The 22,856-nt window shown below is 57.4% G+C and carries 21 protein-coding genes and 1 tRNA gene; 19 read left to right on the top strand and 3 right to left on the bottom strand.

From position 1 onward, the window contains the following. The first annotated feature begins 51 nt into the window (after nt 1–51). From motA to AQS8620_RS00775, 12 genes are all read left to right on the top strand, one after another. Entirely contained in the window at nt 52–921 is an 870-nt protein-coding gene (motA, locus tag AQS8620_RS00830) for a flagellar motor stator protein MotA (RefSeq protein WP_085834923.1), read from the top strand. Beyond that, nucleotides 918–3,170 carry a hypothetical protein gene (locus tag AQS8620_RS00825; protein ID WP_085834922.1) on the top strand — a complete coding sequence of 751 codons (2,253 nt, stop codon included), beginning with the start codon at nt 918–920 and terminating at the stop codon, nt 3,168–3,170. Before motA ends, AQS8620_RS00825 begins: the two co-directional genes overlap by 4 nt. A 102-nt stretch (nt 3,171–3,272) precedes the next feature. Further along, nucleotides 3,273–5,357, top strand: coding sequence for a flagellar biosynthesis protein FlhA (flhA, locus tag AQS8620_RS00820; RefSeq protein WP_085834921.1), 2,085 nt, complete (start codon nt 3,273–3,275; stop codon nt 5,355–5,357). Then, on the top strand, nt 5,357–6,130 hold the full coding sequence (locus tag AQS8620_RS00815) for a flagellar biosynthetic protein FliR (protein WP_085834920.1): 774 nt from the start codon (nt 5,357–5,359) through the stop codon (nt 6,128–6,130). The genes flhA and AQS8620_RS00815 overlap by 1 nt, the downstream gene beginning before the upstream one ends. A gap of 2 nt (nt 6,131–6,132) precedes the next feature. Beyond that, nucleotides 6,133–7,227, top strand: coding sequence for an EscU/YscU/HrcU family type III secretion system export apparatus switch protein (locus AQS8620_RS00810; RefSeq protein WP_085834919.1), 1,095 nt, complete (start codon nt 6,133–6,135; stop codon nt 7,225–7,227). 56 nt (nt 7,228–7,283) lie between these two features. Beyond that, complete coding sequence (locus AQS8620_RS00805) at nt 7,284–7,580, top strand: hypothetical protein (protein ID WP_143267370.1); 297 nt, start codon at nt 7,284–7,286, stop codon at nt 7,578–7,580. Between the two features lie 605 nt (nt 7,581–8,185). After that, entirely contained in the window at nt 8,186–9,145 is a 960-nt protein-coding gene (locus AQS8620_RS00800; protein WP_085835339.1) for a DNA cytosine methyltransferase, read from the top strand. 66 nt (nt 9,146–9,211) lie between these two features. Further along, nucleotides 9,212–10,123, top strand: a complete 912-nt coding sequence (locus AQS8620_RS00795; RefSeq protein ID WP_085834917.1) for a NaeI family type II restriction endonuclease — start codon at nt 9,212–9,214, stop codon at nt 10,121–10,123. Nucleotides 10,124–10,692: 569 nt separating this feature from the next. After that, a complete protein-coding gene (locus AQS8620_RS00790) occupies nt 10,693–11,763 on the top strand; it encodes a DUF262 domain-containing protein (protein WP_085834916.1) in 1,071 nt (356 codons plus the stop codon). Nucleotides 11,764–12,180: 417 nt separating this feature from the next. Then, entirely contained in the window at nt 12,181–13,350 is a 1,170-nt protein-coding gene (locus AQS8620_RS00780; RefSeq protein WP_085835338.1) for a tyrosine-type recombinase/integrase, read from the top strand. A gap of 436 nt (nt 13,351–13,786) precedes the next feature. After that, on the top strand, nt 13,787–14,059 hold the full coding sequence (locus AQS8620_RS16985; RefSeq protein ID WP_159453178.1) for a helix-turn-helix transcriptional regulator: 273 nt from the start codon (nt 13,787–13,789) through the stop codon (nt 14,057–14,059). After that, a complete protein-coding gene (locus AQS8620_RS00775) occupies nt 14,037–16,328 on the top strand; it encodes a virulence-associated E family protein (RefSeq protein ID WP_159453177.1) in 2,292 nt (763 codons plus the stop codon). The genes AQS8620_RS16985 and AQS8620_RS00775 overlap by 23 nt, the downstream gene beginning before the upstream one ends. Before the next feature lie 243 nt (nt 16,329–16,571). On the opposite strand, the gene AQS8620_RS00770 is transcribed toward AQS8620_RS00775, so the two are convergent. The 3 genes from AQS8620_RS00770 to AQS8620_RS00760 all read right to left on the bottom strand — a co-directional run bounded on the left by AQS8620_RS00770 (nt 16,572) and on the right by AQS8620_RS00760 (nt 19,400). After that, complete coding sequence (locus AQS8620_RS00770; protein ID WP_143267369.1) at nt 16,572–17,342, bottom strand: hypothetical protein; 771 nt, start codon at nt 17,340–17,342, stop codon at nt 16,572–16,574. A 302-nt stretch (nt 17,343–17,644) separates the two neighbouring features. Continuing rightward, nucleotides 17,645–17,720 (bottom strand) — tRNA-Thr (locus tag AQS8620_RS00765). A 366-nt stretch (nt 17,721–18,086) separates the two neighbouring features. After that, nucleotides 18,087–19,400, bottom strand: coding sequence for a FliI/YscN family ATPase (locus AQS8620_RS00760; protein WP_085834912.1), 1,314 nt, complete (start codon nt 19,398–19,400; stop codon nt 18,087–18,089). 88 nt (nt 19,401–19,488) lie between these two features. Here AQS8620_RS00760 and AQS8620_RS00755 point away from each other — a divergent pair, with 88 nt between their 5' ends. From AQS8620_RS00755 to flgA, 7 genes are read left to right on the top strand one after another with little or no spacing between them, the layout of a single operon-like run. Continuing rightward, a complete protein-coding gene (locus AQS8620_RS00755) occupies nt 19,489–19,893 on the top strand; it encodes a FlgB family protein (RefSeq protein WP_085834911.1) in 405 nt (134 codons plus the stop codon). Nucleotides 19,894–19,905: 12 nt separating this feature from the next. After that, a complete protein-coding gene (flgC, locus tag AQS8620_RS00750) occupies nt 19,906–20,298 on the top strand; it encodes a flagellar basal body rod protein FlgC (protein ID WP_085834910.1) in 393 nt (130 codons plus the stop codon). A gap of 12 nt (nt 20,299–20,310) precedes the next feature. Continuing rightward, complete coding sequence (fliE, locus tag AQS8620_RS00745; protein WP_085834909.1) at nt 20,311–20,607, top strand: flagellar hook-basal body complex protein FliE; 297 nt, start codon at nt 20,311–20,313, stop codon at nt 20,605–20,607. Nucleotides 20,608–20,611: 4 nt separating this feature from the next. Beyond that, a complete protein-coding gene (locus AQS8620_RS00740; RefSeq protein ID WP_085834908.1) occupies nt 20,612–20,878 on the top strand; it encodes a flagellar biosynthetic protein FliQ in 267 nt (88 codons plus the stop codon). A 1-nt stretch (nt 20,879) separates the two neighbouring features. Beyond that, nucleotides 20,880–21,596, top strand: coding sequence for a flagellar hook-basal body complex protein (locus tag AQS8620_RS00735; protein ID WP_085834907.1), 717 nt, complete (start codon nt 20,880–20,882; stop codon nt 21,594–21,596). A gap of 12 nt (nt 21,597–21,608) precedes the next feature. Further along, entirely contained in the window at nt 21,609–22,394 is a 786-nt protein-coding gene (gene flgG / locus AQS8620_RS00730) for a flagellar basal-body rod protein FlgG (protein ID WP_085834906.1), read from the top strand. Beyond that, a complete protein-coding gene (gene flgA, locus AQS8620_RS00725; protein WP_085834905.1) occupies nt 22,394–22,849 on the top strand; it encodes a flagellar basal body P-ring formation chaperone FlgA in 456 nt (151 codons plus the stop codon). Before flgG ends, flgA begins: the two co-directional genes overlap by 1 nt. Nucleotides 22,850–22,856: the final 7 nt, after the last annotated feature.

Below are 22,856 nucleotides of genomic sequence, written 5' to 3'. Positions count from 1 at the left end.
AACTAATTTCTGTGAAGCTAGAGCGAACAAGGGTTTGAATCGGAACACGCTATGATCGGCATCATCGGAATTCTCATCATTTTCGTCATGGTTTTCGGCGGCTACATTGCCGCTGGCGGGAAGATGGGCATCATTCTAAAGGCCCTGCCTTTCGAATTCATGATGATTGGGGGCGCGGCCGCCGGGGCCTTCGTGATCTCCAACGACATGGGCGGCATCAAGCATACGATGAAAGACTTGGGAAAGGTCTTTAAAGGCCCTTCTTGGAAACCGGATGACTATCGCGATCTCTTGTGCCTTTTGTTCGAATTGATCCGGCTTGCGCGTCAAAACCCTGTCGGCCTTGAAGAACATATCGAGGCGCCGGAGAATTCGTCAATCTTCTCCAAATACCCGAAAATCATCGCGGACAAAGAGGCCATCGCGCTGATTTGTGACACGCTGCGCTCGGCTTCCATGAACTACGATGACCCCCATCAGGTCGAGGAAGTGCTCGAAAAGCGGATGGAAGCGAACCTTCACCATGCGATGCATTCCTCTCACGCGATGGCCGCTGTGGGCGACGGTCTTCCGGCGCTTGGCATCGTTGCGGCGGTGCTTGGTGTTATTAAAACGATGGCAGCCATTGACCAGCCCCCTGAAATCTTGGGGAAAATGATCGGCGGCGCTCTTGTCGGGACATTTCTGGGCGTGTTTCTGGCCTATGGCCTGGTGGGTCCCTTTGCGGCAAAGATGAAAAGCGTGATCGAAGAAGACGCGCATTTTTATCAACTTATCCGCGAAGTCCTTGTCGCCAACCTGCACAATCACGCGACGAATATCTGCATCGAGGTCGGTCGCCAGAATACACCCGGCCATTACCGCCCCTCCTTTAGCGATCTCGAAGAGGCCCTGAAGGACGTGAAAACGGAGGCCGCATGATGCCTTTCTTTCGCGCAGCCACCGGTGCATTGGGCGCTCTGTGTTTTTCGATATCCGCCCTTCGCGCAGAGACCATTGATGTAAAATCGGGAGAACACGCAGATTTCTCGCGTCTGGTGATCCAGTTTGCCCAACCGACCAACTGGACGTTGGGGCGCACGCAAACCGGATATGAATTTCGTCCCGCACGCGCAGAGGTGCGCTACCGCCTCGATTCGATTTTCACCCTGATCCCTAAAAAACGTATCAAAAGCGTCGAAGATCTTAAGGATGGGTCGCTCTTTCTTACCGTTCCCGAAAATTTTAGCGCCGATGCTTTTGAAATACGTGCGGGACGGGTCGTTATCGACATCAAGGATGAAGCGCCGCGTCAAAATTCGGTCTTTGAACGCCCGCTGGCGTCTCAGGAGTCGCGCGAAATTGTCGTGACGCCGCAGGAGACGCCAGTGGCAGAGAAAAAAGCGCCGATTCCTGCGGACCTGATTGACCTCCCCGCGCCCAAACCGCAAATCGCAGCGCCCCTATTTCCTGTGACCTTCGCCGACCCCGAAGAGGACGATGCCGCAGCGGAACAGGCGCAACAGGACCTCTTTGACCTGCAAACGCGGACCCTTGAAACCGAGCAGCAGGTTATCGCAAGCCTGTCGCGCGCTGTCTCGCAGGGCCTTCTGTCCGCCGACACGACACCGGTTCCCAGTTTCAACCTTCCAGCCCCGTCTAGCCCCGCCGCAGCGCCCGCCACGTCCACGCAACCGAATGCCGCAGAGGACGCAATGCCCCCGCAAACGCCGCAGGCCGTGCCCCCCGCGCCGGAAGTAAAGCGCACCCCTGAAAACCACATCCGGCTGGAAACCGCCATTGATCGCGCGCGCGGCGGGCGCGGCCAAAGCCCGGCGCCACAGATGGCCGAACACGCATGTCTTGACGGCGATATCGTGAATATCGCGACATGGGGGGAGCCCCCTGAAGAGGGGCTGATGTTTGCCACCTACCGCAATGGTCTGACTCAGGAGTTTGACACCCCCAACCCCGAACAAGTCGCCGCCCTCGCGAAATACTATGCCTATTTGACCTTCGGGGCGGAAGCACGCGCGGCTTTGCGTGACTTCGGCGTCATCGTTGAGGACATGGCCCTGATCGACACGGTCGCCGCCATCATGGATGGGGATCCCGTGACGGACCCCAATCCATTTGCCGACAGTTACGCCTGCGACTCCGCCTCCGCGCTTTGGGCTTTGCTCGCGTCTGACCGCTTTCCACGCGACGCCAATCGCAACGACACCGCAATTCTCGACGCCTTCAGTGCGCTACCCTCGCATTTGCGTTGGCATATCGGGCCACGCCTCGCCGAAATCTATGTCAAAAACGGTGCCCTGCCACAGGCAGACCGGATTAAGAACGTGCTCAACCGCGGCGAAGAGCGCGCCGTTGAAGCCATGGATCTGCTTGATGCGCGCATTGATCTTGCAGACCAGAACGCCAACGATGCCATAGCCCGTCTAGAGACGATTGTCGCAGAGGATGGCACTTTGGCGGCAGAGGCCCTTGCGGACCTCATGGCGGCGCAACTTGCCTCTGGCATCCCCGTTTCGCCCCAGCGGATCGTCGACGCGCAATCTATGGCGCGCACCTACACAGGGACGCCCATGGCGCAAACGCTAAATACCCGCGCCTTTCAGGCAATGATCGCAGCGGGCGACGGCGCGGCGGTCCTCACGCAGCTTCTTACGAAAGATGACATCGAAATGGCTCCTGCGACGAAGGATGAATTGGCGTCAGACGCTTTGAAAACACTGGCTGAAAATGGCGACACGCAGGAATTCCTGAAAGCGACCGGCCAAATTTCGCGAACACCGGAGGCAAGACGCTTCTCGCAGGACGCTTTGGGGGCCGCTGCTGTGCAACTTGCCCGACTGGAATTCGATGCCGCCGCGCGCAGCTTTTATCAAAAGTCGGGCGGCAGTGCGAACAGGGTCGCGACACTCGCGATGTCCCAGACCTACATCGATCGGGACGAACCGGCCCAAGCGCTTGGCCTTCTTGCGACCCTTGCGGGGGACGATGCGGATCAGCTTCGCACCTTGGCGCAGGCCTTGTTGGACCAACAGGCAGCACAGGTCGCGCCCCCCCCGCGCGCGCAACCAACGCTCCTTGCGCTTCCGGATAGTCCCGTAACGGTCGAAGTCGCCGGAACACTCCTGGAGCAGGCGGAAAGCTGGCGCGACAAGGCGCTCTCCGCCCTCGAATAAAGCGCCACGTATAAGACCGCGCGCAGAATGCACGCGGATGGTTCACATCGGTCCTTTCAGTCCCTTGCTCTGAACGTGACCCGCCTATTGGGCAGTTGAAAGATGAAATCTCTTCAAGCCGAAATCTTCAAACCGACAGTTCTTCTCGCCCTCGCGTTGATGGCGGTGATCGTGATGATGATTCTTCCCATGCCCGCCTGGGTGATGGACATAGGGCTCGCCGCCAGTTTCGCCCTTGCGATTTTGATGTTCACCGTGACGCTGTTCATTGAACGCCCGTTGGACTTTTCGGCCTTCCCGACAGTGCTCTTGGCCTCTCTGATGCTGCGTCTGTCGATGAACATCTCTTCGACGAAGCTCATCATCGGTCAGGGCCACACCGGCACCGCTGCTGCGGGTCATGTGATCGAGGGATTTGCCAATTTTGTCATGGGGGGGTCGATCTTCCTCGGGTTGGTCGTCTTTTGCGTCCTGCTGATCGTGAACTTCATGGTCATCACCAAAGGCGCAGGGCGCATGGCAGAGGTCGGCGCGCGCTTTGCTCTCGACGGGATGCCGGGCAAACAGCTGGCCATCGACGCGGATATGTCGGCCGGCGCAATCACCCACGAAGAAGCCAAGGCACGCCGCGAAACCGAACTTGCCGAAACGACGTTCTTCGGATCGCTGGATGGTGCGTCAAAGTTTGTGAAAGGGGACGCTGTCGCCGGTTTGTTGATCACCATGATGAATATCGTCATGGGTCTGATCATGGGCGTGGCGATCAAAGGCATGCCCCTCTCGGACGCCTTCAAAACCTATTCCATCCTCACGGTCGGCGACGGGCTTGTCAGCCAGATTCCCTCCGTCATCATTTCCATCGCTTCGGCGCTGTTGCTGGCAAAGGGGGGGGCAACCGGCTCGGTCGATTTGGCCATTTTCAAACAACTTGGAAAATACCCCTCCGCCCTGGGCACGGTTGCTGTCCTTCTGGCACTGTTTGCCTTTGTCCCGGGCTTGCCCTTCGTGCCCTTTATTTTGGGGGCAGGCTGCCTTGGGTACACCGCCTATCGTGTTGATCGCAAAAACAAACAAGAGGTGCGCGAAGCGAAAACCGCTGCGGACGTTAAACCTGTCGAAAAATCGGAATCGATCGGGGATATCTTGGATCTGGACGATATTCATGTCGAATTCGCGCCCGATCTGATCGCCATGGTTCTCGATCCGCAAACCGGACTTGATGTGCGTATTTCCAACATGCGCAATCATGTCGCGACCGTTTTCGGCCTCGTGCTACCCGAAATTCGCCTGACAGATGACCCGACCCTGCCTCCGGGCAGCTACGTTGTGCGCATCCAGGGGGTCGAACAGGCCCGCGACAAGCTGCGCCCGGATTTCTCTCTTGCGCTGCTGGGCAATGATTCCGACGACCTTCCCGCCGGCGAGGATGTGCGCGAACCTGTCTACGGTGCGCCTGCGCGCTGGGTGCGCCCCTCGGATCGCGAAAATCTTACCGTGCGCGGCGTCACTGTGGTCAGCGCCACCGAAGTTCTGGCCACGCATCTTCTGGAGGTGATGAAGCGCAATTTTGGGCGGTTGATGTCGCTCAAAACCTTGCGCCGTCTGCTCGACGAAATGACCAACCTTTCGGATGGCGCGCGCGCCGAGGCGAACCGCCGCCTCCTCGAAGAACTCATGCCCGACAAGGTGCCCCTCGACCTGCTGCTGGCCGTGCTGCGCCTGCTGTTGGAAGAACGCGTGTCCATTCGCAACATGCCCCTCATTCTCGAAGCGATCGCCGAAGCGCGCAATCCAAATGCGACTCCCGAGACCATTTGCGAACATGTGCGCCAGCGCCTTGGCTTTCAGATCGTGGCCGAGTTGCGCCGTGAAGATGGCACTGTTCCGCTGTTGCAGCTCGCACCGGAATGGGAGGCAAAGTTCGAAAAATACCAGCTTGAAAACGACCGAAACGCGGGAGATGTTGCCCTCCCCCCCGAAGATTTCAACCGCCTCGCCAATGCGGTCGCAGATAAGGTCGCAAGCGCGGGCGAAAAGGGCATCTACCCTGCGCTTGTAACGTCAACCCGCCGCAGACGCTTCATCCGCACCGTTCTTTCCGCAAAAGGCATTCAGAATCCCGTATTTTCCTTCGACGAATTGGGGGTAGACGCGCGTCCCTCCCTCGTGGGGCTTGTCAGCGCATAATGGAAGAGTTCGCCCGCCTCTCCGACTTGAGCCAAGATATGCTCTTTGCGAATTTCGTTGTGTTCCTGCGGGTTGGCGCGGCTATGGCGATCCTTCCCGCCTTTGGCGAACGCTCCATTCCCGAGCGCGTGCGCCTGTTGCTTGCGCTGGCCTTTACCGTTGCCGTTGCCCCGGCCGTGCTGCATCACACCGCCACACTCACCCGCGCAGGAGCCACTGTCGGCACCTATATATTTACCGAAGTCATTTCCGGTTTGCTGCTGGGCCTGCTGCTTCGGCTTTTTGTCATGGTCTTGCAAATGGCCGGCAGCATTGCCGCGCAATCCACCTCCTTGAGCCAGTTGTTCGGGGGAGGTGCGGTCGACGCACAGCCTGCCATCGGTCACCTTTTTTTAATCTCCGGCCTCGCACTTGCAACGATGATGGGCCTTCACGTGCGCATCGCAGAGGCGTTGATCCTGTCCTACGAGGTGCTGCCCGTGGGCGCGTTTCCAGACCCGATGGATATCTCTGCGCTGGGCATGCAAACCATTTCAAAATGCTTTTCGCTGGCCTTCACCCTGTCGGCCCCGTTCGTGGTCGCCTCCCTTATCTACAACGTCGCGCTCGGGGTCATAAACCGCGCGATGCCTCAGCTGATGGTCGCGATGGTCGGCGCTCCCGCGATCACTTGGGGCAGCTTGATGTTGATGTTCGTCGCCGTGCCGATCCTGCTTGGAATCTGGAGCTCAAGCTTTGATCTCTTTCTCAGCAACCCCTTCGCAGGCCCATAGCCATGTCCGAGGAAGATGATGGCGACAAGCAATATGAGGCCTCTGCCAAGAAGCTTGACGATGCGCGCAAACGCGGGGAAATCCCGCGCTCTGCCGATCTGACAACCGTGGCAAGCTACGCGGGTTTTCTCCTCGTCGGGCTTGTGTTCGGGGGGGCCAGCCTGAACCAAATCGCAACGGTTCTTGAGGGGTTTATCGCCAATGCCGACACCTGGTCCGCCGTGATGTTCGCCGGCCCCGCAGCCCCGATGGCGGGCGGCATGGGCCTTGCCCTTCTCAAGCCGTTGATTCCGTGGCTCACGATCCCCGCGCTCTGCGCCATCCTGTCCCTGATCGCGACACGGTCCTTCGTTTTTGCGCCCACGAAACTTGAACCCAAACTGAGCAAGATCTCTCCGATCAGCAACGCCAAGAACAAATTCGGACGGTCCGGTCTGTTTGAATTTGCGAAAAGCGCGACAAAACTTACGATTTACTCGATCATCCTCGGCTATTTTCTCAGTAAAAAGCTGCCCGATATCCTGATGACCCTCGCGCTTTCGCCCGCGATGATCACCGTCGAACTATTGACCATGTGTCTGGATTTTTTCGGCCTCGTGCTGGTTGTCGCGCTGGTGATCAGCGGAGTCGACTATCTTTTTCAATACAATGACTTCCTGCGCAAAAACCGGATGAGCCGGAAGGAAATGGTCGATGAGTCCAAAAATCAGGAAGGCGACCCGCACACCAAACAAAAACGCCGCCAGCGGGGCTATGACATTGCCATGAACCAGATGCTCGCGGAGGTTCCCAAAGCCGACGTCATCGTCGTGAACCCGACGCACTACGCGGTCGCGCTCAAATGGGACCGCAGGAGCGGCGGGGCGCCGGTTTGTGTGGCCAAAGGGGTGGATGAAATCGCGGCCAAGATCCGCGAGATCGCGAATGACAGCCGGATTCCGATCCACCGCGACCCGCCCACCGCCCGCGCGCTCTATGCAACGGTCGACATCGGCGCGGAAATTCTTCCCGAACATTACCGTGCCGTTGCCGCCTCGATCCGGTTTGCCGAGGCAATGCGCGCCAAAGTGAAACGCAAAATCCACCGGACGCCATGACCCAAAAAGATCTTCAACGCCTTCAGGCCTTAGCTCAACTTGTGCTGGATCGCGAAATGGCCGCCCTCTCCCGGGTGGCGCAAAAAGAGCAGGCCCAGCGCGCAATTCTGGACGACCTCGACGCGCAGCTCGCGCAATGCCAGGCTGCGCTGGAGGCTGCGACAGACATCGAGGCGTTTCAGATTTCGGGAACAGACGCCAATTTTCGACTTTGGCTTACGCAGCAACGCCGTCAGGAAATGCGCAAACTGTCACAGCTCGCCGCGCTGCGCGAAGATCAAACCGAACGGGTGCGCACAGCCTTTGGTCGGGACGAGGTGATGGGAAAGCTTTGCGCGGGCAGGAAGCGGTAAGAAAATGGTGCCTCAAGAGGGACTCGAACCCCCGACCTTGTCCTTACGAATTGTTTTGCGTTTTTTGTGGGCCGAGTTGCATACGGGTGTACTGTACCTGCTGAATCCTTACAACACTCTGTTACAAAATGCAATTTTCTAGTCTTGATCTTGCACGGCCTCGCACCCGGCCATCACCGGTTGTACTCCTCTCCCCTACTAAACCCCTACAGATTTCGGTTTGCCCTACTAATCGTACAAATGCCGTCTGGTCAGCTCCAGCCCAAACCGCTTAGGCACCCCCTACAACCCCAAGCACGGCGACAACGAGGCAAGGCGGGGTAGGCAAACTCGCGGGGTACTCTGGAGCAAGGGACCTTCTTTTGAATGAGTTCAGCCTGTACCTGATGTGGGTAAGGTGGCGATTTGGACTGTATAGCGGCCCTAACGCCGGGCTTCTCTTTGTTGAGGCGATAGAAGTTGTAGGATCTTTCATGCCATTGCTGGACTTGCCCGATCCGCCTAATACGAGTAAGAACATATATGGAACATTCGAGTGGCATAGCGTCAGCTGTTGATCTATGCGGTTTCAACATGTTGTATGTGCGAAAAAGAGGAAGAGCAGCATGCTGACATCTGTAGAACTTTGCGCCGGTGCGGGCGGCCAAGCACTCGGACTAGAAAAGGCAGGCTTCGCCCACACTGCGCTTGTCGAGATAGACAAGCATTGTTGCAACACTCTGCGCCACAATCGGCCTGAGTGGAACGTCCTCGAACAAGACATGCGAATTTTTAAAGAAAAAGCTGCCGCTTACAGAGGGATGGACCTTCTGGCCGGTGGCCTTCCGTGCCCACCTTTCTCCGTTGCTGGGAAACAGCTTGGCGAACAGGATGAACGCAACCTGTTCAATGACGCAGTCGATATTATTGACGCGGCCCGCCCCCGTGCGGTGATGATTGAGAACGTACGCGGGTTCCTCGATGCGGTGTTTCATGACTATAGGGAGCGCTTAAAGACACAGCTGGAAAAGTTAGGATACAAGACTGATTGGCGACTTCTCAACGCATCCGATTACGGTGTACCACAACTCCGGCCGCGCGTTGTGATCGTAGCGGTGCAAAAAGAGCGCGCGGACTTTTTCGACTGGCCAGAACCCAACCCGCAGAACCCGCCAACCGTTGGCGAGACGTTGCGCGACTTGATGGCAGCACGCGGCTGGCACGGTGCCGAAGATTGGGCGACAAAAGCAAACGAGATTGCGCCGACGATTGTTGGAGGCTCCAAGAAACACGGCGGGCCAGATCTCGGCCCGACTCGTGCACGCGCTGCGTGGGCCACATTGGGCGTCGAAGGCAGAACCATAGCGCCCGAAGCGCCCGACCCTTTCCACAGTGGTATGCCGCGCCTAACCGTACCAATGGTGGCCCGCATCCAGGGCTTCCCAGACGATTGGCACTTTACAGGGGCGAAGACCAACGCCTATCGGCAAGTCGGCAACGCCTTTCCCCCGCCGGTCGCGCAGGCCGTTTCCAATCAAATCGCGAAGACTTTGCGCAAGCGTATCCTGCACGCCGTTACCGCCTGATCTTCCAACCGCCTTGGAAATATGACAGCCTACTGAGAATTACCGGATTCTCAGAATGGCAGTCGTTTGAAAAAGACAATTCCAGAAAGCATAGTCGTAGCAGGCCATCGTGACTACGAATTGCTCGCCTCCATCTCGGACGACATTATAGCTCGCGCTGGCGGCGAAGATACCTTGGCAACCAAGTTTTCCGCGATGCTTCGCCAATGCGTAGATGACGTGATTATGACGCCCAAAACAGGGCGGCGCTCCTATGATGAACTTGAGAAAACCGAAAAGACCTATATCGGCACCCGCGTCGAGATTGAGTTGCGGGCCATGTTGCGCCTGCCCAAAGGCAAACTCGATACTTTGATCCTTGGGCACGACGTAGACATCAAGAACACAATGGGCAGTAACTGGATGATCCCAACGGAAGCAGTTGACCACCCCTGTATTCTGGTGGCTGCCGACGAGGTCCGCGCGGCCTGCTATCTCGGGCTGGTCGTGGCCCGCCCTGACTATCTGACGCTAGGCCAGAACAAGGACTCGAAGAAGAGCATATCAGCGCTGGGGTTCGCTAACATAATGTGGCTTCTGCTAGATCACCCCTATCCGCCGAACTTCTGGCGCACAGTGCCACCCGATGTGATCGAACGCATCTTCGCAGGCAAATCTGGCAATCAGCGCATGGCCAACCTGTTCCGTGAAGTACAGCGCGAGCCGATCACCCGCGATGTGGTAGAGGCGGTGGCGCAGCAACAGGACTTCATGCGGCGCATCCGATCGGACAATGGCAGAGGCACGCGTGACCAATTAGCGCGCGAAGGTATCCTGCTCCTGTCTGGGCACTATGATGCACCGCTTATCGAGGCGCTGGGTCTACCTCACTGTACGGGAAGTGAGTTTGTGTCCTATCGGCCTGTGTCGCAGCCAGAGGCGAATTTGGCATCGCAGCACGGTATAGTAATAGAGTGGGGCGCGGAAAATGGACAGTGATCAGCTTTTGCAGCGCCTTCGCACCTCAGGCTACGTAGACTTTGTGAATACATGTTTGTTTGATGACTTTGCATGGATTTGCCCCACTCGAAGCCGCGCAGAATATGTAGATCTACGCACTGGTTTCAGCGACATATTTGGGAACAGCCCTACGGATATAGCAATTGTAGGGAGTGGAAAGTATGGGTACAGTCTTTCGCCAAGTAAAGACTTTCGGCCGTTTCAAAGCGATGAAAGCGAACCCAATGTATCAGATATCGACCTAGTAGTGATTTCGCGACCGATCTTCAACGAGACTTGGCGGCACTTAAGACGGGCACACTACAACGGTGCGGTCAATGCACGTCGGTACTTTCAGGAGGATATATTTCGCAGGTTCATTACTGTAGGCACCGACCATACGAACAATACAATATATCTACGAGATTTGGCAAAGCTATTAGACAAGATTCGCAAGGCCGCAACGAGTAGATTTGGCATAACGCAGACGATCAAGCTACGGGTATACTGTACTTGGACGGATGCGAAATCTTATCATGTTTGGAGCCTGCAGAAGTTAGGAGAGCAGCATGGGATTCAATAACGAGATTCAACCATCTCGACCAAACGTCACCGAAATTCTTACCAAAATGCGATCATCGGAGTATTTTGTAGATCAGTCATTCCAACGAAGGCTAGTTTGGACCGACAAACAGAAGGTTCGCCTCATCGAAACTGTTCTAATGGAATATCCAATGCCAGAGATCTATCTTTGGGAGCAGGTTCCAGACGCAGAAACGGGTCAACAGAATTTTAGTATAGTTGATGGCCAGCAACGTCTTTCAACACTACGTGAGTTTACGAGTAACGAGTGGCCTTTAAAAGCCGCCTTTCTCGACCTTGAACATCAAAACGCAGATTATGCGGGCAAGTTTTGGAAGGACTTGAGCACCGATCAGCGGGCAGCTTTCTTCCAATATAATATCAATGCGCGTCGAATTCCCAGTGCAGTGACTCAAGCCGAAATTAGAAAGATATTTTCTCGATTGAACGAAACTGACAGGTCACTCAATCCTCAGGAAATGCGACATGCAACACTGAACGGCGCATTTTTAACGGCTTCCCTTGATATCGCCGATAGTGAAGAGATGAAGCAGCTAGAAATTTTTACAAAAGACAATATCCGTCGCATGGCAGACGTTGAATTTGCCAGTCAACTTCTCGGCTACGAACGAAAAGGTATCGTGAATGACACGCCGAGAAGTATGAACGAGCTATACGATGAATTCAGCTCCGAATATTCAAGCGCAGCGACTGATACTAGTAAGGTGAAGTCATCTCTTCTGAAAATAAGTGAAATATTCCTTGATCATAAAGTAAGAAACTTCTTTGCGACACAGAATTATGTCTACACACTTCACACTTTGCTTGATACCGAGCAAGGTGTTATACCTCCAGCCTCTTGGCGCAAGCCTTTGGCCGAGTTCATTGAAGCGTACCAAGCGGCACCTAAAGATGATGATCCCAGCTCACAGATTGACGTAAACATCAGTGAATTCCGAAAAGGTGCAATTTCGCGGACCCGCAGCAAAACCAGCAGAACACAAAGGCTTTTTGGCCTCAAAAACTGGATTGAAGCCAACTATCCCGACCTGAATTGACCCTATTTATCACCAAAGTCTGGGGCGTGCCCGTGGGGCCGCTGCAATTTAGTACGAGCGGCTGGCGAGACAATGCGTTGCGGCAGTTAGAGCAAGGTGACCGATGTGCTAGTGGGTACCATGGGTGACCAGGCTACGGACGACATGAAGAGCCGCCTGCTCGGAGTGATGGAGCCGTCGGACGAACCCGTCATGTTGCGGAACTTTTCCGTACGAGCACGGCCCGGCGACTTCTTAGATGACAACGACAAATGGCCGGTGGGGCTGATGAACCTACGGGCGTGGTCTCTATCCGCATAGCATTGTACCGTCTTTTATCTTTCTGGACGCAGTGCGATACTGACTTATAACATGATGAAATGTCGAGCTTTTTCTCGACGTGCGCCTATAATGGAGCGTGGCCAGAAGGAGGTCACGATGCCAAATCTACGTCTTACCCGCCGTGCGGTTGATGAAATCCCCTATGCTCAGAAGGGGCAAGTCCTTTACCGGGACACGATGCTGCCCGGCTTTGGGCTGCGTGTCGGCGCGCAATCCAAGGTGTATTTTGCCGAAGGGCAGGTGAACCGCCGCACGCGGCGTGTAACCATTGGCCGAGCAGACGTTTTCGCGCCCGAAGTTGCCCGCAAGAAGGCACTGACCATTCTGGGCGATATGGCAGAGGGGCATGACGCCAACGCCGAGAAACGCCAAGAGGCCGCCGAGAAGGTCACGCTGGAGCTGGCGCTGCAACGCTTCCTTGAAGTCCGCACCCTGTCTGCACACACGGTCAGCCACTATAAACGCACTGAACGCCTGTACCTCAAGGCGTGGCGCAAGAAGCCGATGAACGAGATCACCCGCCAGATGGTGCTGAAAAAGCATCAGGACATAGGCAAAAAGCATGGCGGGACAACGGCCAACAACGTGATGCGGCATTTCCGGTCGATCTACAACTTCGTTGCCGCTACCCAAGACGACTTCCCGCCAAACCCGGTGCAAATCCTGACGCAGGCACGCGCATGGTATAAGGAGCGGCGGCGTCAGACCGTGATCACCGCGTTGGACTTGCCTGCATGGTGGAAAGCGGTGATGGCAGAGCCTGAGTATTCACGCGACTTCCTGCTGACCGCGCTGTTCACAGGCATGCGGCGGGGCGAGCTGACCACGCTTCGCTGGGAGAATGTGGACCTGAAAGGCAAGGTGCTGCACCTGCCCACCACGAAGAACGGTGACCCACTGCACCTCCCGCTGTCGGCGTTTCTGGCAGACCTCCTGACCCGACAGCGCGAAGCCAACCCGACCTCTCCTTGGGTGTTCCCCGGTCCGGGCAAGAGCGGCCATTTGGTCGAGACCAAGAAGTTTCTGTTGCGTGTGTCCACCGGGTCTGGCGTCAGCTTCACCCTGCACGATCTGCGACGGACCTTCATCACCATCGCGGAAAGCCTTGATGTACCCTACTACGCGCTCAAACGCCCGCTGAACCACCGCACCAATGGCGACGTGACCGGCGGCTATATCGTGGTGAATGCCGAGCGCCTGCGTGAGCCGGTGGAACTGGTGGCTAAGCGCATCCTTGAACTGAAAGAGGCAGGTGAGTGCGTGTGACCCCGCCCCATCGACGGGACTCAGCAGTCGCTGGGGAGGGCTTAGCTCGCTCCGACTGTCCTGGCGCGCAACACTGGTCACTCTGCAATCGCTGCCCGTGTCTATGTGTTTAACCCCTGATCGGAGTTGGCATCCCTCACGCGTGCGCGCATTGGATGGTTTTGTACAGCGTTGGAATCACAACAAACTTTTCTTGACGCATCCGTTGTCAGCATGATTGAAGGAAATTACCGAAGCGGCGTGGCAACCGCAGGGCGGTGAAAGTCCGCAAATTTGGGTGGGGAACCATACGCAGGTATGGGGTCACTATTAGGTTAGCCCTCACAAACAGGTAGTCCTGTCCAAGGCCGATGGCCCATATGAAGAAGCAAGCGCAATGGCGCGCGTTTCTTCGGCGTTTTCCGAAATTTAAGTTTCTAACGGAAAGGGCTCCATCATGCCTTATAGCGATGCTATGCGCGAACAGTCGGCGCACAATCACTCCCCCATTCACCGCAATATTCGCGACCTGCTTGCCACCAAAGAGGTCGCTACCATCACTGGTTTTAGTACCTCGTTCTTTGAGAAGGGCCGCGTCTATGGGTATGGCCCGGACTTCCTAAAAATCCGTGGCAAGGTTCTGTACCGGCGATCGGCCGTCGAAGCATGGCTCACTGCCCATGAATGCACTGCGAAAGGAGGCGAGGATGTCCGCTCCCTTCGTTCCTAATCCCAAACGCGCAATCGAAACAATAAGTTGGCTGAACCCAGGCGCCCCCATCTATGTGGAGCAGATGAGCAGCCGGGAGAACGCGAATCCCAAGCCCAAGATCTACCCGGCAAATGAAGTCGCCAACGCCGCGCGCTTTGTCGCTGGCAACAATGGGGACGACTACCAAAGGAACCTCTACTTTCTTCCGAACGCAGAATTTCTCTCTGGGAAACGCAACAAGGCCAACCTGAGCGCCGTGCGCTTCCTCCACGTGGACCTTGATTGCAAAGACTATTCCGGCGACGAAAAGCAGCAAGAGGAACGCATCATTGATCTTCTGTATGAGGCCGCTGTCCGCCCCAAGGGCATTCCCCTGCCAACAATGATCTGGTTCACCGGGGGCGGGTTTCAGGCTGTCTGGCGGCTCGCAGAACCGATCAGCGTCGAGTCGGCAGAAGAACTCAACCTTTCTCTTCTGATCGCGCTCCAAGGAGGAGAGGGCACTCACGACGCTTCGCGTCTGCTGCGCATGCCCTATTCCGTGAACTGGCTGAACGACAAGAAGCGTGCAGCAGGTCGGGAGCCAAAGCTTGCCCATCTCATCCACCCAATGGACTTCAACGCGCCTCCGGTCTCGTATGCGGTTGAAGACTTCAAGATGCGACGCGCCAAGCCGGAAATGAAGCTTCCCACTGTTCCCGGCACTAAGGCTGACAACCTTCAGGACATCGAGCCACTTCCACTGCCGGATGACCTTAGCGACATCATTCCGCTTGATCCGAAATGGTCGGAGGTGATCATGACGGGCAAAAACCCCCCAGACAGGAATTATGGCTCCCGGTCTGAAGTCATGTTCGCTGCCACACTGTGGATGCTTGGCAAGGGGATGGCACCCGGACATGTGCTTTCCGTCATCACTGATCCCGAAATTGGTATCAGCGCTCATGTTCTCGATAACCCCAGCCCACTGAAATACGGCAAACGTCAGATTCAGAGGGCGATCGAGCTGCTTGAGATGAAGCGTAACGGCTGGCCCGCTGTAACGGACGAAGGGGGGCCTGTACCGGGCGTACCAGAAAATATCCGCTATGCATTCGCCCAGCTGGGTATCTATGCGCAGCGCAACCTTTTCACCCAGACAAACGAGGTGGCGGGGTATCAGCTGGATGGTCGAGATCTCAACGAGATCGGGGATATCCTCTGGAGCGTATTCAGCCGGGAGCTTCGGTTCAGCGCCAGCCCGGACAAGATCAAACGAGAACTGATCGCCCTCGCTCACGAAGCCCAGTACCATCCTGTGCGAGACTTCCTCGACGGTCTCACTTGGGACGGCGTGCCTCGTATGGATACCTGGCTGGCGAACTACGCCGGAGCCGATGACACAGAGCTGAACCGTGAGTTCGGAAGCAAATTCCTGATCGCGGGTGTTCGCAGAATCCGGCAGCCCGGCGTCAAGTTCGACACGATGCTGGTGCTGGAAGGGGCGCAAGGCGCAGGAAAGTCACAACTGGCGGCTCTGCTCGCGGTCAAGGGGGAATGGTTCTGCGGCAGCCTTGATCTGAAGAGCGACGACAAGACCAAGGCCGAGCTTCTCGCCCGTGCATGGATCGTCGAGTGGCAAGAAATGGATGGTATGAACAAGACCACCAGCCAAGCTCTCAAGAAGTTCCTCAGCACTGCGGTGGATTTGTATCGCCCGGCCTATGCGCGCAACGCTACGGAGTTCAAGCGTCACTGCATCATCCTCGGCACCACCAACGAGGCGTCCTATTTGCGCGACCTTACGGGTAATCGGCGCTTTTGGCCCGTTAAGGTCAACCGGATTGAGCTTCATAGGCTCGAAGCGGATATGACCCAGCTATGGGCCGAAGCCGCTGTCCGGGATAGCCAAGGCGAGTCGATCACCCTATCAAAGCATCTTTGGGCAGATGCGGCCCGCCTGCAAGGCGATCGGATGGTCGAGGACGATTATGCCGATGTGCTTTCGGATAACTTTGCAGGGCGCGTGGGAAAAGTGTCGATGGACAGCATCAAGCGGCGGCTGCACCTCGATCCGCAGCGCATGTTCTCTGGTGATTCAAAACGCATCAAGGCAGCGATGGCAGCCCTTGGGTGGGATTACGGAACCCATCGTCTTCATGATCTTTCCGGGCACGATCAGCGTCCCCGCAAAGGCTTCGCTCGGCTCGTCGAGGGAGAAAGCGGCGTTGAACTGATTGTCAGCCAAGAACAGGGAGGCGCAATCACCATCAAGCCACACGGCCCGTCGCAAGAGCCGCCATTTTAACATATGATTGGTGCGGGTGATGTTACCCGTTACCCGCACCTAACCAAGCTACTTTACATTACTACCACCGGGGGGTGTACTACCCCCCTTTTTTATTTCTGCTATTCGACCAAAGTTACGGTTACAGGTTACGGGCTTGCCCCCAATTGGGCCTCCACCACCTCCACCTGCACCGCGCCCACCCCCCCAGCGCCCCCAGCAGCGCCGCAGAGGCCCCACGCCGGGCCAAGGCGGGGTGTTGGGCTACCCCTGCACCTCAAGCGCTTGTGTGCGCCAGCTCTGGGTCTCGGGGTAGTACTCTATCGTTCCGTGGAAATCGCCCCTGATCATCGCCCCGAAGCCGTTTTGAGCATCGAACGAGCCCACGACCTGAAAAATACAGTTGCCCAAGTATCCTGTCCCGGCCCCATACCGGCCCGGAAACTTCGCTGTCGAAGGTGCGCGTAGTCGAATTTTGACGTCCGACTGTATCATAACATAGGCCAAGCTGACGCTCGCCTTGGAGCAGGCATCAAGGCGCTGAGCCTCAGCCTCGGCGGCACGGTGCTCCACCTCCTGTGCATAGGCGTCCGGGTCAATCTCTTGCAGGGCCGCAAGCCAGCGCTCCTCGTCAAACTCGCGCAGCTCTGTCAGGTAGGACACCGGGTCCGTTTCGCGCAGCTCTGCAAGATGAGCCTCACGCTCCTGGTCGAAAACGACAGCACCAGACATCACGAAAAATCCGGACAGCAGCACGAACAACAGGGCTTTGCCCCGCCGCCGAAAATGCGGGAAGCCTTTGCCCGTGATCAGCGTGAACATCGCGATTAGAAACAGCGCCGTCGCCACGAGCGTCTGGGCGCTGGCGTTCGCCTTTTGCAGGAGGTGCAGGGCATAGCCCAGAAGGGCGAGTTCAATCAGAACGACTTGGAAGCGAACATAGCGGCGCAGGATCGTCGGCTTTGCGTCTGGTGATGGCTCAGTCTTATGATTTTTGGGGTTCATAATGGTTCCTCTACTAACGAAATCGGCCACCAGAGTTTCCTCTGGCAGCCGGGGAGTTAGTAAGCCGCCGCAAGACGACCGCGCTGGCCTTTAGGCCGGAGCCCTGGACATACGCCAGTGCCTCCCCGACCATAGGGTTCGAGGAGGTGTCATTACGGCCGACACCGGCCGCTTGCGGAGGGGTTACTAAGCCCCGGGATCGGTTCTTTTTGCCAATCCTGAGCATAGCCTAGCGGGAAGCCTGAAGAAATCGAAAGCGCAAACGTAACCCTACCGACTTGCGGAAGGTGCTGATTTTGATGCTAAATTCTTGGATCATTAGGAAGGAAGCGTGGTGCCGCTGAAGGGACTCGAACCCCCGACCCCATCATTACGAATGACGTGCTCTACCAGCTGAGCTACAGCGGCACGCTTCCATTTGCAGGCCCTACTATGGCCCTACTAGTTACTTAGCGCCGCTTTTAAGCGACTGGTTTTGCGCGCGATTTGCGGGCGGACCCGCTACTTACGAAGGACCTGCTCTACCAGCTGAGCTATTGAGGCATTTAGCCATTTTTGATCCAACCTGCGCGATGCAGCGCTTCGAACATGTTGGTTTCGAGGTGCTATTATCGCACAAGCCCGACGGTTGCAAAGCAATTTTTGCCCGATCAAGACGAAGGATCGCCCCGCCCCCTGAGACGCTTGCAGACCATCATGGATAGGTGCGAAAATTGCGGCGCTGGGGTTTCCTGCCCGTTGATAGAGGCGCCAACGGGCAGGACTTTGCGCCGCTTACGCCCCCAGGCTTTTGCTCAACCGCTCAAAGCTTTGGGCCGTGGCGCCAGGCTCATCCTCGGCCAGAAACGCATCAAGGCTTGGCCAGGATGCGATCGCCGCATCGATCAACGGGTCTGTCCCCTTGGCATAGAGCCCCGCCTGGATCATCATCTCGGAGCGGTCATACGTGCCCAGACGCTGGCGCGCGAGGGCAATCACCTCGTTTTCCTGCGCGCTCGCCGCTTCGGGCAGGGCGCGCGACACAGAGCGCAGCAAATCAATGGCCGGAAAACGCCCGCGTTCCGCGATCCGGCGGTCCAAAACCACGTGACCGTCCAAGACCCCGCGCAAAATATCGGCCACGGGCTCATCCATGTCCGAGCCTGCGACAAGCACACTAAAGACAGCCGTTATATCGCCCGCCGTGCCGATCCCCGGACCTGCGCGTTCACACAAAGAGGTAATAAGGTGCGAGGTCGAGGGCGGAAAGCCACGCAAAGAGCTGCTTTCACCTGTGGCCAAGGCGACTTCACGGTGAGCTTCGGCAAAGCGGGTCACCGAATCCGCCATGAACAAGACATGCCGCCCCTGATCGCGAAAATATTCCGCCACGGCCATCGCCGTCCACGCGCAGCGCCGTCGCACGAGCGGCGATTGGTCCGACGTCGCTGCAACGATCACCGCGCGCTTCATTCCTTGGGGCCCCAACACACGTTCGATGAATTCACGCACTTCGCGGCCGCGTTCACCGACCATCGCGATCACCACAACATCGGCTGCCAAGCCGCGCGCAAGCTTGGCCATCAAGGTGGATTTTCCGACCCCCGAACCGGCAAAGAGACCGATCCTTTGGCCGCGCACGATCGGCAGAAGCGTATTGAAAACCGCAAGCCCGGTCTCAAGCCGCCCCCCAAGACCGCGCCGTTCGGTCGGGTTCATCGGCTGACCGCGTAACGGCAGGGCTTTGGGGCCGCGCAAGACAGGTGTGCCGTCCAGGGATTGACCAAACGGATCGATCACCCGCCCGATCCAGCTTTCATGGGGCGCGATTTCGTTGTTGCCGATATGCGCCACCGGATCGCCGATGGACAACCCATCCGCGCCGCCATCCGGCAAAACCGTGACCGCCTGAGGGTTAAGTTGCAGCACTTCGCCACGCCGGATCGCGCCTTTGTGGCCGATTTCGACCATATCCCCGAGCGAGGCAATATCGGACAAGCCGCTCACCTGAAGCACGCCCTTTGACGCCTCGATCACCCGCCCGATCGTGCGGACGGGTTTCACCGCTGCAATTTCCGCGGTCAGTACGTCAAAGCCTACTGTGTGCATTTTTGGCCACTCCTTCTGGAACTCTGAAACCCTTTCTAAAGGAATCAGGGTTAAGCCTTGGTTGAGATTACTCGAGGGAGAAGCCCCGATGTTTGAGAAACTAGAAATGTTTAAAATGGCGCAGGGCCTCGCGCAGCATGCCAGTGCGCGCCAGGGTGCCGTCGCTGAAAATATCGCGAATGCGGATACGCCGGGCTACCGCGCCAAGGACCTCGTGCCCTTTGCCGACAGCTATCAGCGCGCCGCTGACGGTGGTGCCATGCGCGCCACACGCGCCGGCCATCGTCTGAGCGCCCAAGACAGCGGCGCGCCGGCCCAACAGATCGCGTTTTCGCAGGTCGATACGCCGGATCGATCTTCCCCCAACGGCAATACGGTCGCGCTTGAAACGGAAATGATGAAGGCCACAGAAGTGCGCCATCAGCACGACCTCGCGCTGTCGATCTACAAAAGCTCAATGACAATTTTACGCACGTCCATCGGTCGCAGGTAACGGAGAATCCGAATGTCTGACCTTATGCAAAGTCTTGTTCTGTCCGCCTCGGGCATGCGCGCGCAAGCGGATCGGCTGCGCTTTTCCTCTGAAAATATCGCGAATGCCGACACCCCCGGCTATCGCCGCAAAACGGCGACTTTCGAGGCGGAAGTCGTCGGCGGCACCAAAACTGGATCCGTGCAAACCGGTCCGGTCAAGCTGGATAAAAGCGACCTCGCCCAAATCTATGACCCCGGCCATCCGCTGGCAAAAGAGTCCGGCTACTATGACGGGTCAAACGTCGATCTCGTTGTCGAAATCGCTGACGCGCGCGAAGCGCAGCGCAGCTACGAAGCAAATCTGAAAATGTTCGATCAGGTGCGGCAAATGTCGTCTTCCCTGCTCGACCTTCTACGTCGTTAACAGGAGACCAGAATGGACATCCTTTCTACCTATGCCGCCCAAGGCTACACATCCACGCGCCCCGCAACCGCCCCCGATCCCGCGCAGGAGGGGGCCGGAATCGGCGAGTCGTTCGGCACTATCCTCAAGGATTTCGCCCAGACCCTGCGCAGCTCGGAAGAGACCGCAGAACAGGCGATGACCGGAGGGGCCGACGCGCATTCCCTGGTCCAGGCCCTGGCGCAAACCGAACTCGCCGTCGAGGCGGCTGTCACGGTGCGCGACAAGGTCGTCGAGGCCTATCAGGAAATTCTGCGGATGCCGGTCTAGCGCCGTGGATGAGTTGGTTTTTTACGACACGTTGCGTCAGGCCTTGTGGATTTCGGTCATGATTTCCACGCCGATTTTGCTGGTCGCACTTGTCGCCGGCCTGACCGTCGGCCTGTTTCAGGCTCTGACCTCAATCCAGGAAATGACCCTGACCTTCGTCCCCAAAGTGGGCGCAATCTTGATCGTTTTCTGGGCCACTATGGGCTTTATGACCGAAACTCTGACCGCATTTTTCACCGACCGGATTATCCCGATGATCGGAGGATTATAAAATGGATTCAGCAGGCTACGCCTCCCTGACCCGCATGTCGGGTCTCAAGAACGAAATGACGGCGATCGCGAACAACATCGCCAACATGTCGACAACCGGGTTTCGTCGCGAGGGGATGATTTTCTCGGAATTCATCGCAGCACTCGAGCCCGACGAGGCCTCCCTGTCGATGGCCACCGCTGACGTGCGCCTGACCGATGACTCCCAGGGCCCGTTGACGGCCACGGGCGGCACCTTCGATTTTGCCATCGAGGGTGACGGTTTCTTTCAGATCGACACGCCCAACGGCCCGTCATTGACACGCGGCGGTGCCTTTACGCCCAATGAGGAAGGCGAATTGGTCACGCTGGACGGCTATCGCCTTTTGGACAATGGGGGCACGCCGATTTTTATCCCGACGAATGCCACCGGCGTATCTATGGCCGCGGATGGCACCCTCTCGGCCGACGGGTTGCCGCTGGCTCAGGTCGGGCTTTTTCTGCCAACCGATCCCACGTCGATGAACCGCGCGGATGGCGTGCGGTTTCAAACCGAAGGGGGCATCGAACCCTATGAGGACGGCAAGATCCTGCAAGGGTTTGTCGAGGGCTCAAACGTCAACGCGGTCAGCGAAATTTCCCGCATGATCCAGGTCCAGCGGGCCTACGAAATGGGCCAGAATTTCCTCGACAAAGAGGACGAGCGCATCCGCTCCGTCCTTTCCACTCTCGGACGCTGAAAGGAATAAACCATGCGCGCACTGAGTATTGCAGCGACAGGGATGGCGGCCCAATCCATGCGGGTCGAGACCATTTCCCAAAACCTCGCCAACATGAGCACCACGGGCTACAGCGCCCGTCGGGCCGAATTCACCGACCTGCATTATCAACAGATGGCCCGCCCGGGCACCATCAACGCGTCGGACGGAACCGTTCTTCCGACCGGTATCCAACTTGGTCTCGGTGTGCGCCCCTCGTCGGTCTCGATCCAGATTGCGCAGGGCGCGATTGCCGCCACCGGTGGTGATCTTGATCTGGCAATCGAGGGCGAGGGCTACCTCGAGGTGACATTGCCCTCCGGCGCTGCCGCCTATACCCGCGACGGTGCCCTGAAGCGCTCCGCTGAAGGTCTGATCGTGACATCGGACGGGTTTTCGGTCGTTCCCGACATCACCGTGCCCGACGACGCGCGCTCCATCGCGATCAACGCCCAGGGCGAAGTCTATGCCTATTTCCAAAATCAGGTCGAGCCGCAATTGCTTGGCCAATTTACGCTGGCCGATTTTTCGAACCCCAAGGGTCTCGAAGCGATCGGATCGAACCTGTTTTTGGAAACAGCGGCCAGTGGGGCCTCAATCGTCAATACCCCGGGGACAGACGGGCTTGGCACCCTGCGCCAAGGCTACCTTGAGGAAAGTTCAGTGGATGCCGTGCGCGAAGTAACAGAACTGATTCAGGCGCAACGCGGCTACGAACTGAACGCCAAGGTGATCACTGCAGCCGATCAGATGCTGTCGGCAACGACGCAGATCCGCTAATGCGCCGGCTTTGGACATATGTTCGCGCGGGGGCTCTGGCTCTGTGTGTTTTTGCACAACCGTTGCAGGCCGAGACGGTCGTCGCCGCACGCACATTGCGCGCGCAGACCATCCTTTCGGCCAGCGATCTTGCGCTGATTGCCGAAGACATGCCGGGCATGTTCGTGGCCATTGAGGAACTCGTCGGTTTCGAGGCCCGTGTCGCTCTCTATGCCGGTCGCCCGATCCGTCCCGAAGACATCGGGCCCGCGGCCATCATTGATAGAAACCAGATGGTCACGCTTGTCTATCGTTCGGGCAATCTGACCATGGTCAGTGAAGGCCGCTCCCTGGCGCGGGCTGGTGTCGGTGACACGCTTCGCGCGATGAATTTAACTTCTAAAACAATCGTTTCCGGTCAGGTCACCGAACAGGGCTCGGTCATCGTCGGCGGCCTCGACCCCAGCCTTTTCTAAGGAAATC

The sequence above is a fragment of the Aquimixticola soesokkakensis genome, from assembly GCF_900172375.1.
Lineage (GTDB): Bacteria > Pseudomonadota > Alphaproteobacteria > Rhodobacterales > Rhodobacteraceae > Aquimixticola > Aquimixticola soesokkakensis.
The sequence above is the reverse complement of the archived record's forward strand: the minus strand, read 5'-3'. Positions and strand labels throughout refer to the sequence as shown.

What these genes read in the sequence shown, in the direction of transcription:
- motA (WP_085834923.1), top strand. Translation starts at nt 52, where the DNA reads ATGATCGGCATCATCGGAATTCTCATCATTTTCGTCATGGTTTTCGGC.
- AQS8620_RS00735 (WP_085834907.1), top strand. Translation starts at nt 20,880, where the DNA reads ATGGATTCAGCAGGCTACGCCTCCCTGACCCGCATGTCGGGTCTCAAG.
- AQS8620_RS00810 (WP_085834919.1), top strand. Translation starts at nt 6,133, where the DNA reads ATGTCCGAGGAAGATGATGGCGACAAGCAATATGAGGCCTCTGCCAAG.
- AQS8620_RS00790 (WP_085834916.1), top strand. Translation starts at nt 10,693, where the DNA reads ATGGGATTCAATAACGAGATTCAACCATCTCGACCAAACGTCACCGAA.
- flgC (WP_085834910.1), top strand. Translation starts at nt 19,906, where the DNA reads ATGTCTGACCTTATGCAAAGTCTTGTTCTGTCCGCCTCGGGCATGCGC.
- flgG (WP_085834906.1), top strand. Translation starts at nt 21,609, where the DNA reads ATGCGCGCACTGAGTATTGCAGCGACAGGGATGGCGGCCCAATCCATG.
- AQS8620_RS16985 (WP_159453178.1), top strand. Translation starts at nt 13,787, where the DNA reads ATGCCTTATAGCGATGCTATGCGCGAACAGTCGGCGCACAATCACTCC.
- AQS8620_RS00780 (WP_085835338.1), top strand. Translation starts at nt 12,181, where the DNA reads ATGCCAAATCTACGTCTTACCCGCCGTGCGGTTGATGAAATCCCCTAT.
- AQS8620_RS00775 (WP_159453177.1), top strand. Translation starts at nt 14,037, where the DNA reads ATGTCCGCTCCCTTCGTTCCTAATCCCAAACGCGCAATCGAAACAATA.
- AQS8620_RS00815 (WP_085834920.1), top strand. Translation starts at nt 5,357, where the DNA reads ATGGAAGAGTTCGCCCGCCTCTCCGACTTGAGCCAAGATATGCTCTTT.
- AQS8620_RS00800 (WP_085835339.1), top strand. Translation starts at nt 8,186, where the DNA reads ATGCTGACATCTGTAGAACTTTGCGCCGGTGCGGGCGGCCAAGCACTC.
- AQS8620_RS00755 (WP_085834911.1), top strand. Translation starts at nt 19,489, where the DNA reads ATGTTTGAGAAACTAGAAATGTTTAAAATGGCGCAGGGCCTCGCGCAG.
- flgA (WP_085834905.1), top strand. Translation starts at nt 22,394, where the DNA reads ATGCGCCGGCTTTGGACATATGTTCGCGCGGGGGCTCTGGCTCTGTGT.
- AQS8620_RS00760 (WP_085834912.1), bottom strand. Translation starts at nt 19,400, where the DNA reads ATGCACACAGTAGGCTTTGACGTACTGACCGCGGAAATTGCAGCGGTG.
- fliE (WP_085834909.1), top strand. Translation starts at nt 20,311, where the DNA reads ATGGACATCCTTTCTACCTATGCCGCCCAAGGCTACACATCCACGCGC.
- AQS8620_RS00805 (WP_143267370.1), top strand. Translation starts at nt 7,284, where the DNA reads ATGGCCGCCCTCTCCCGGGTGGCGCAAAAAGAGCAGGCCCAGCGCGCA.
- AQS8620_RS00825 (WP_085834922.1), top strand. Translation starts at nt 918, where the DNA reads ATGATGCCTTTCTTTCGCGCAGCCACCGGTGCATTGGGCGCTCTGTGT.
- flhA (WP_085834921.1), top strand. Translation starts at nt 3,273, where the DNA reads ATGAAATCTCTTCAAGCCGAAATCTTCAAACCGACAGTTCTTCTCGCC.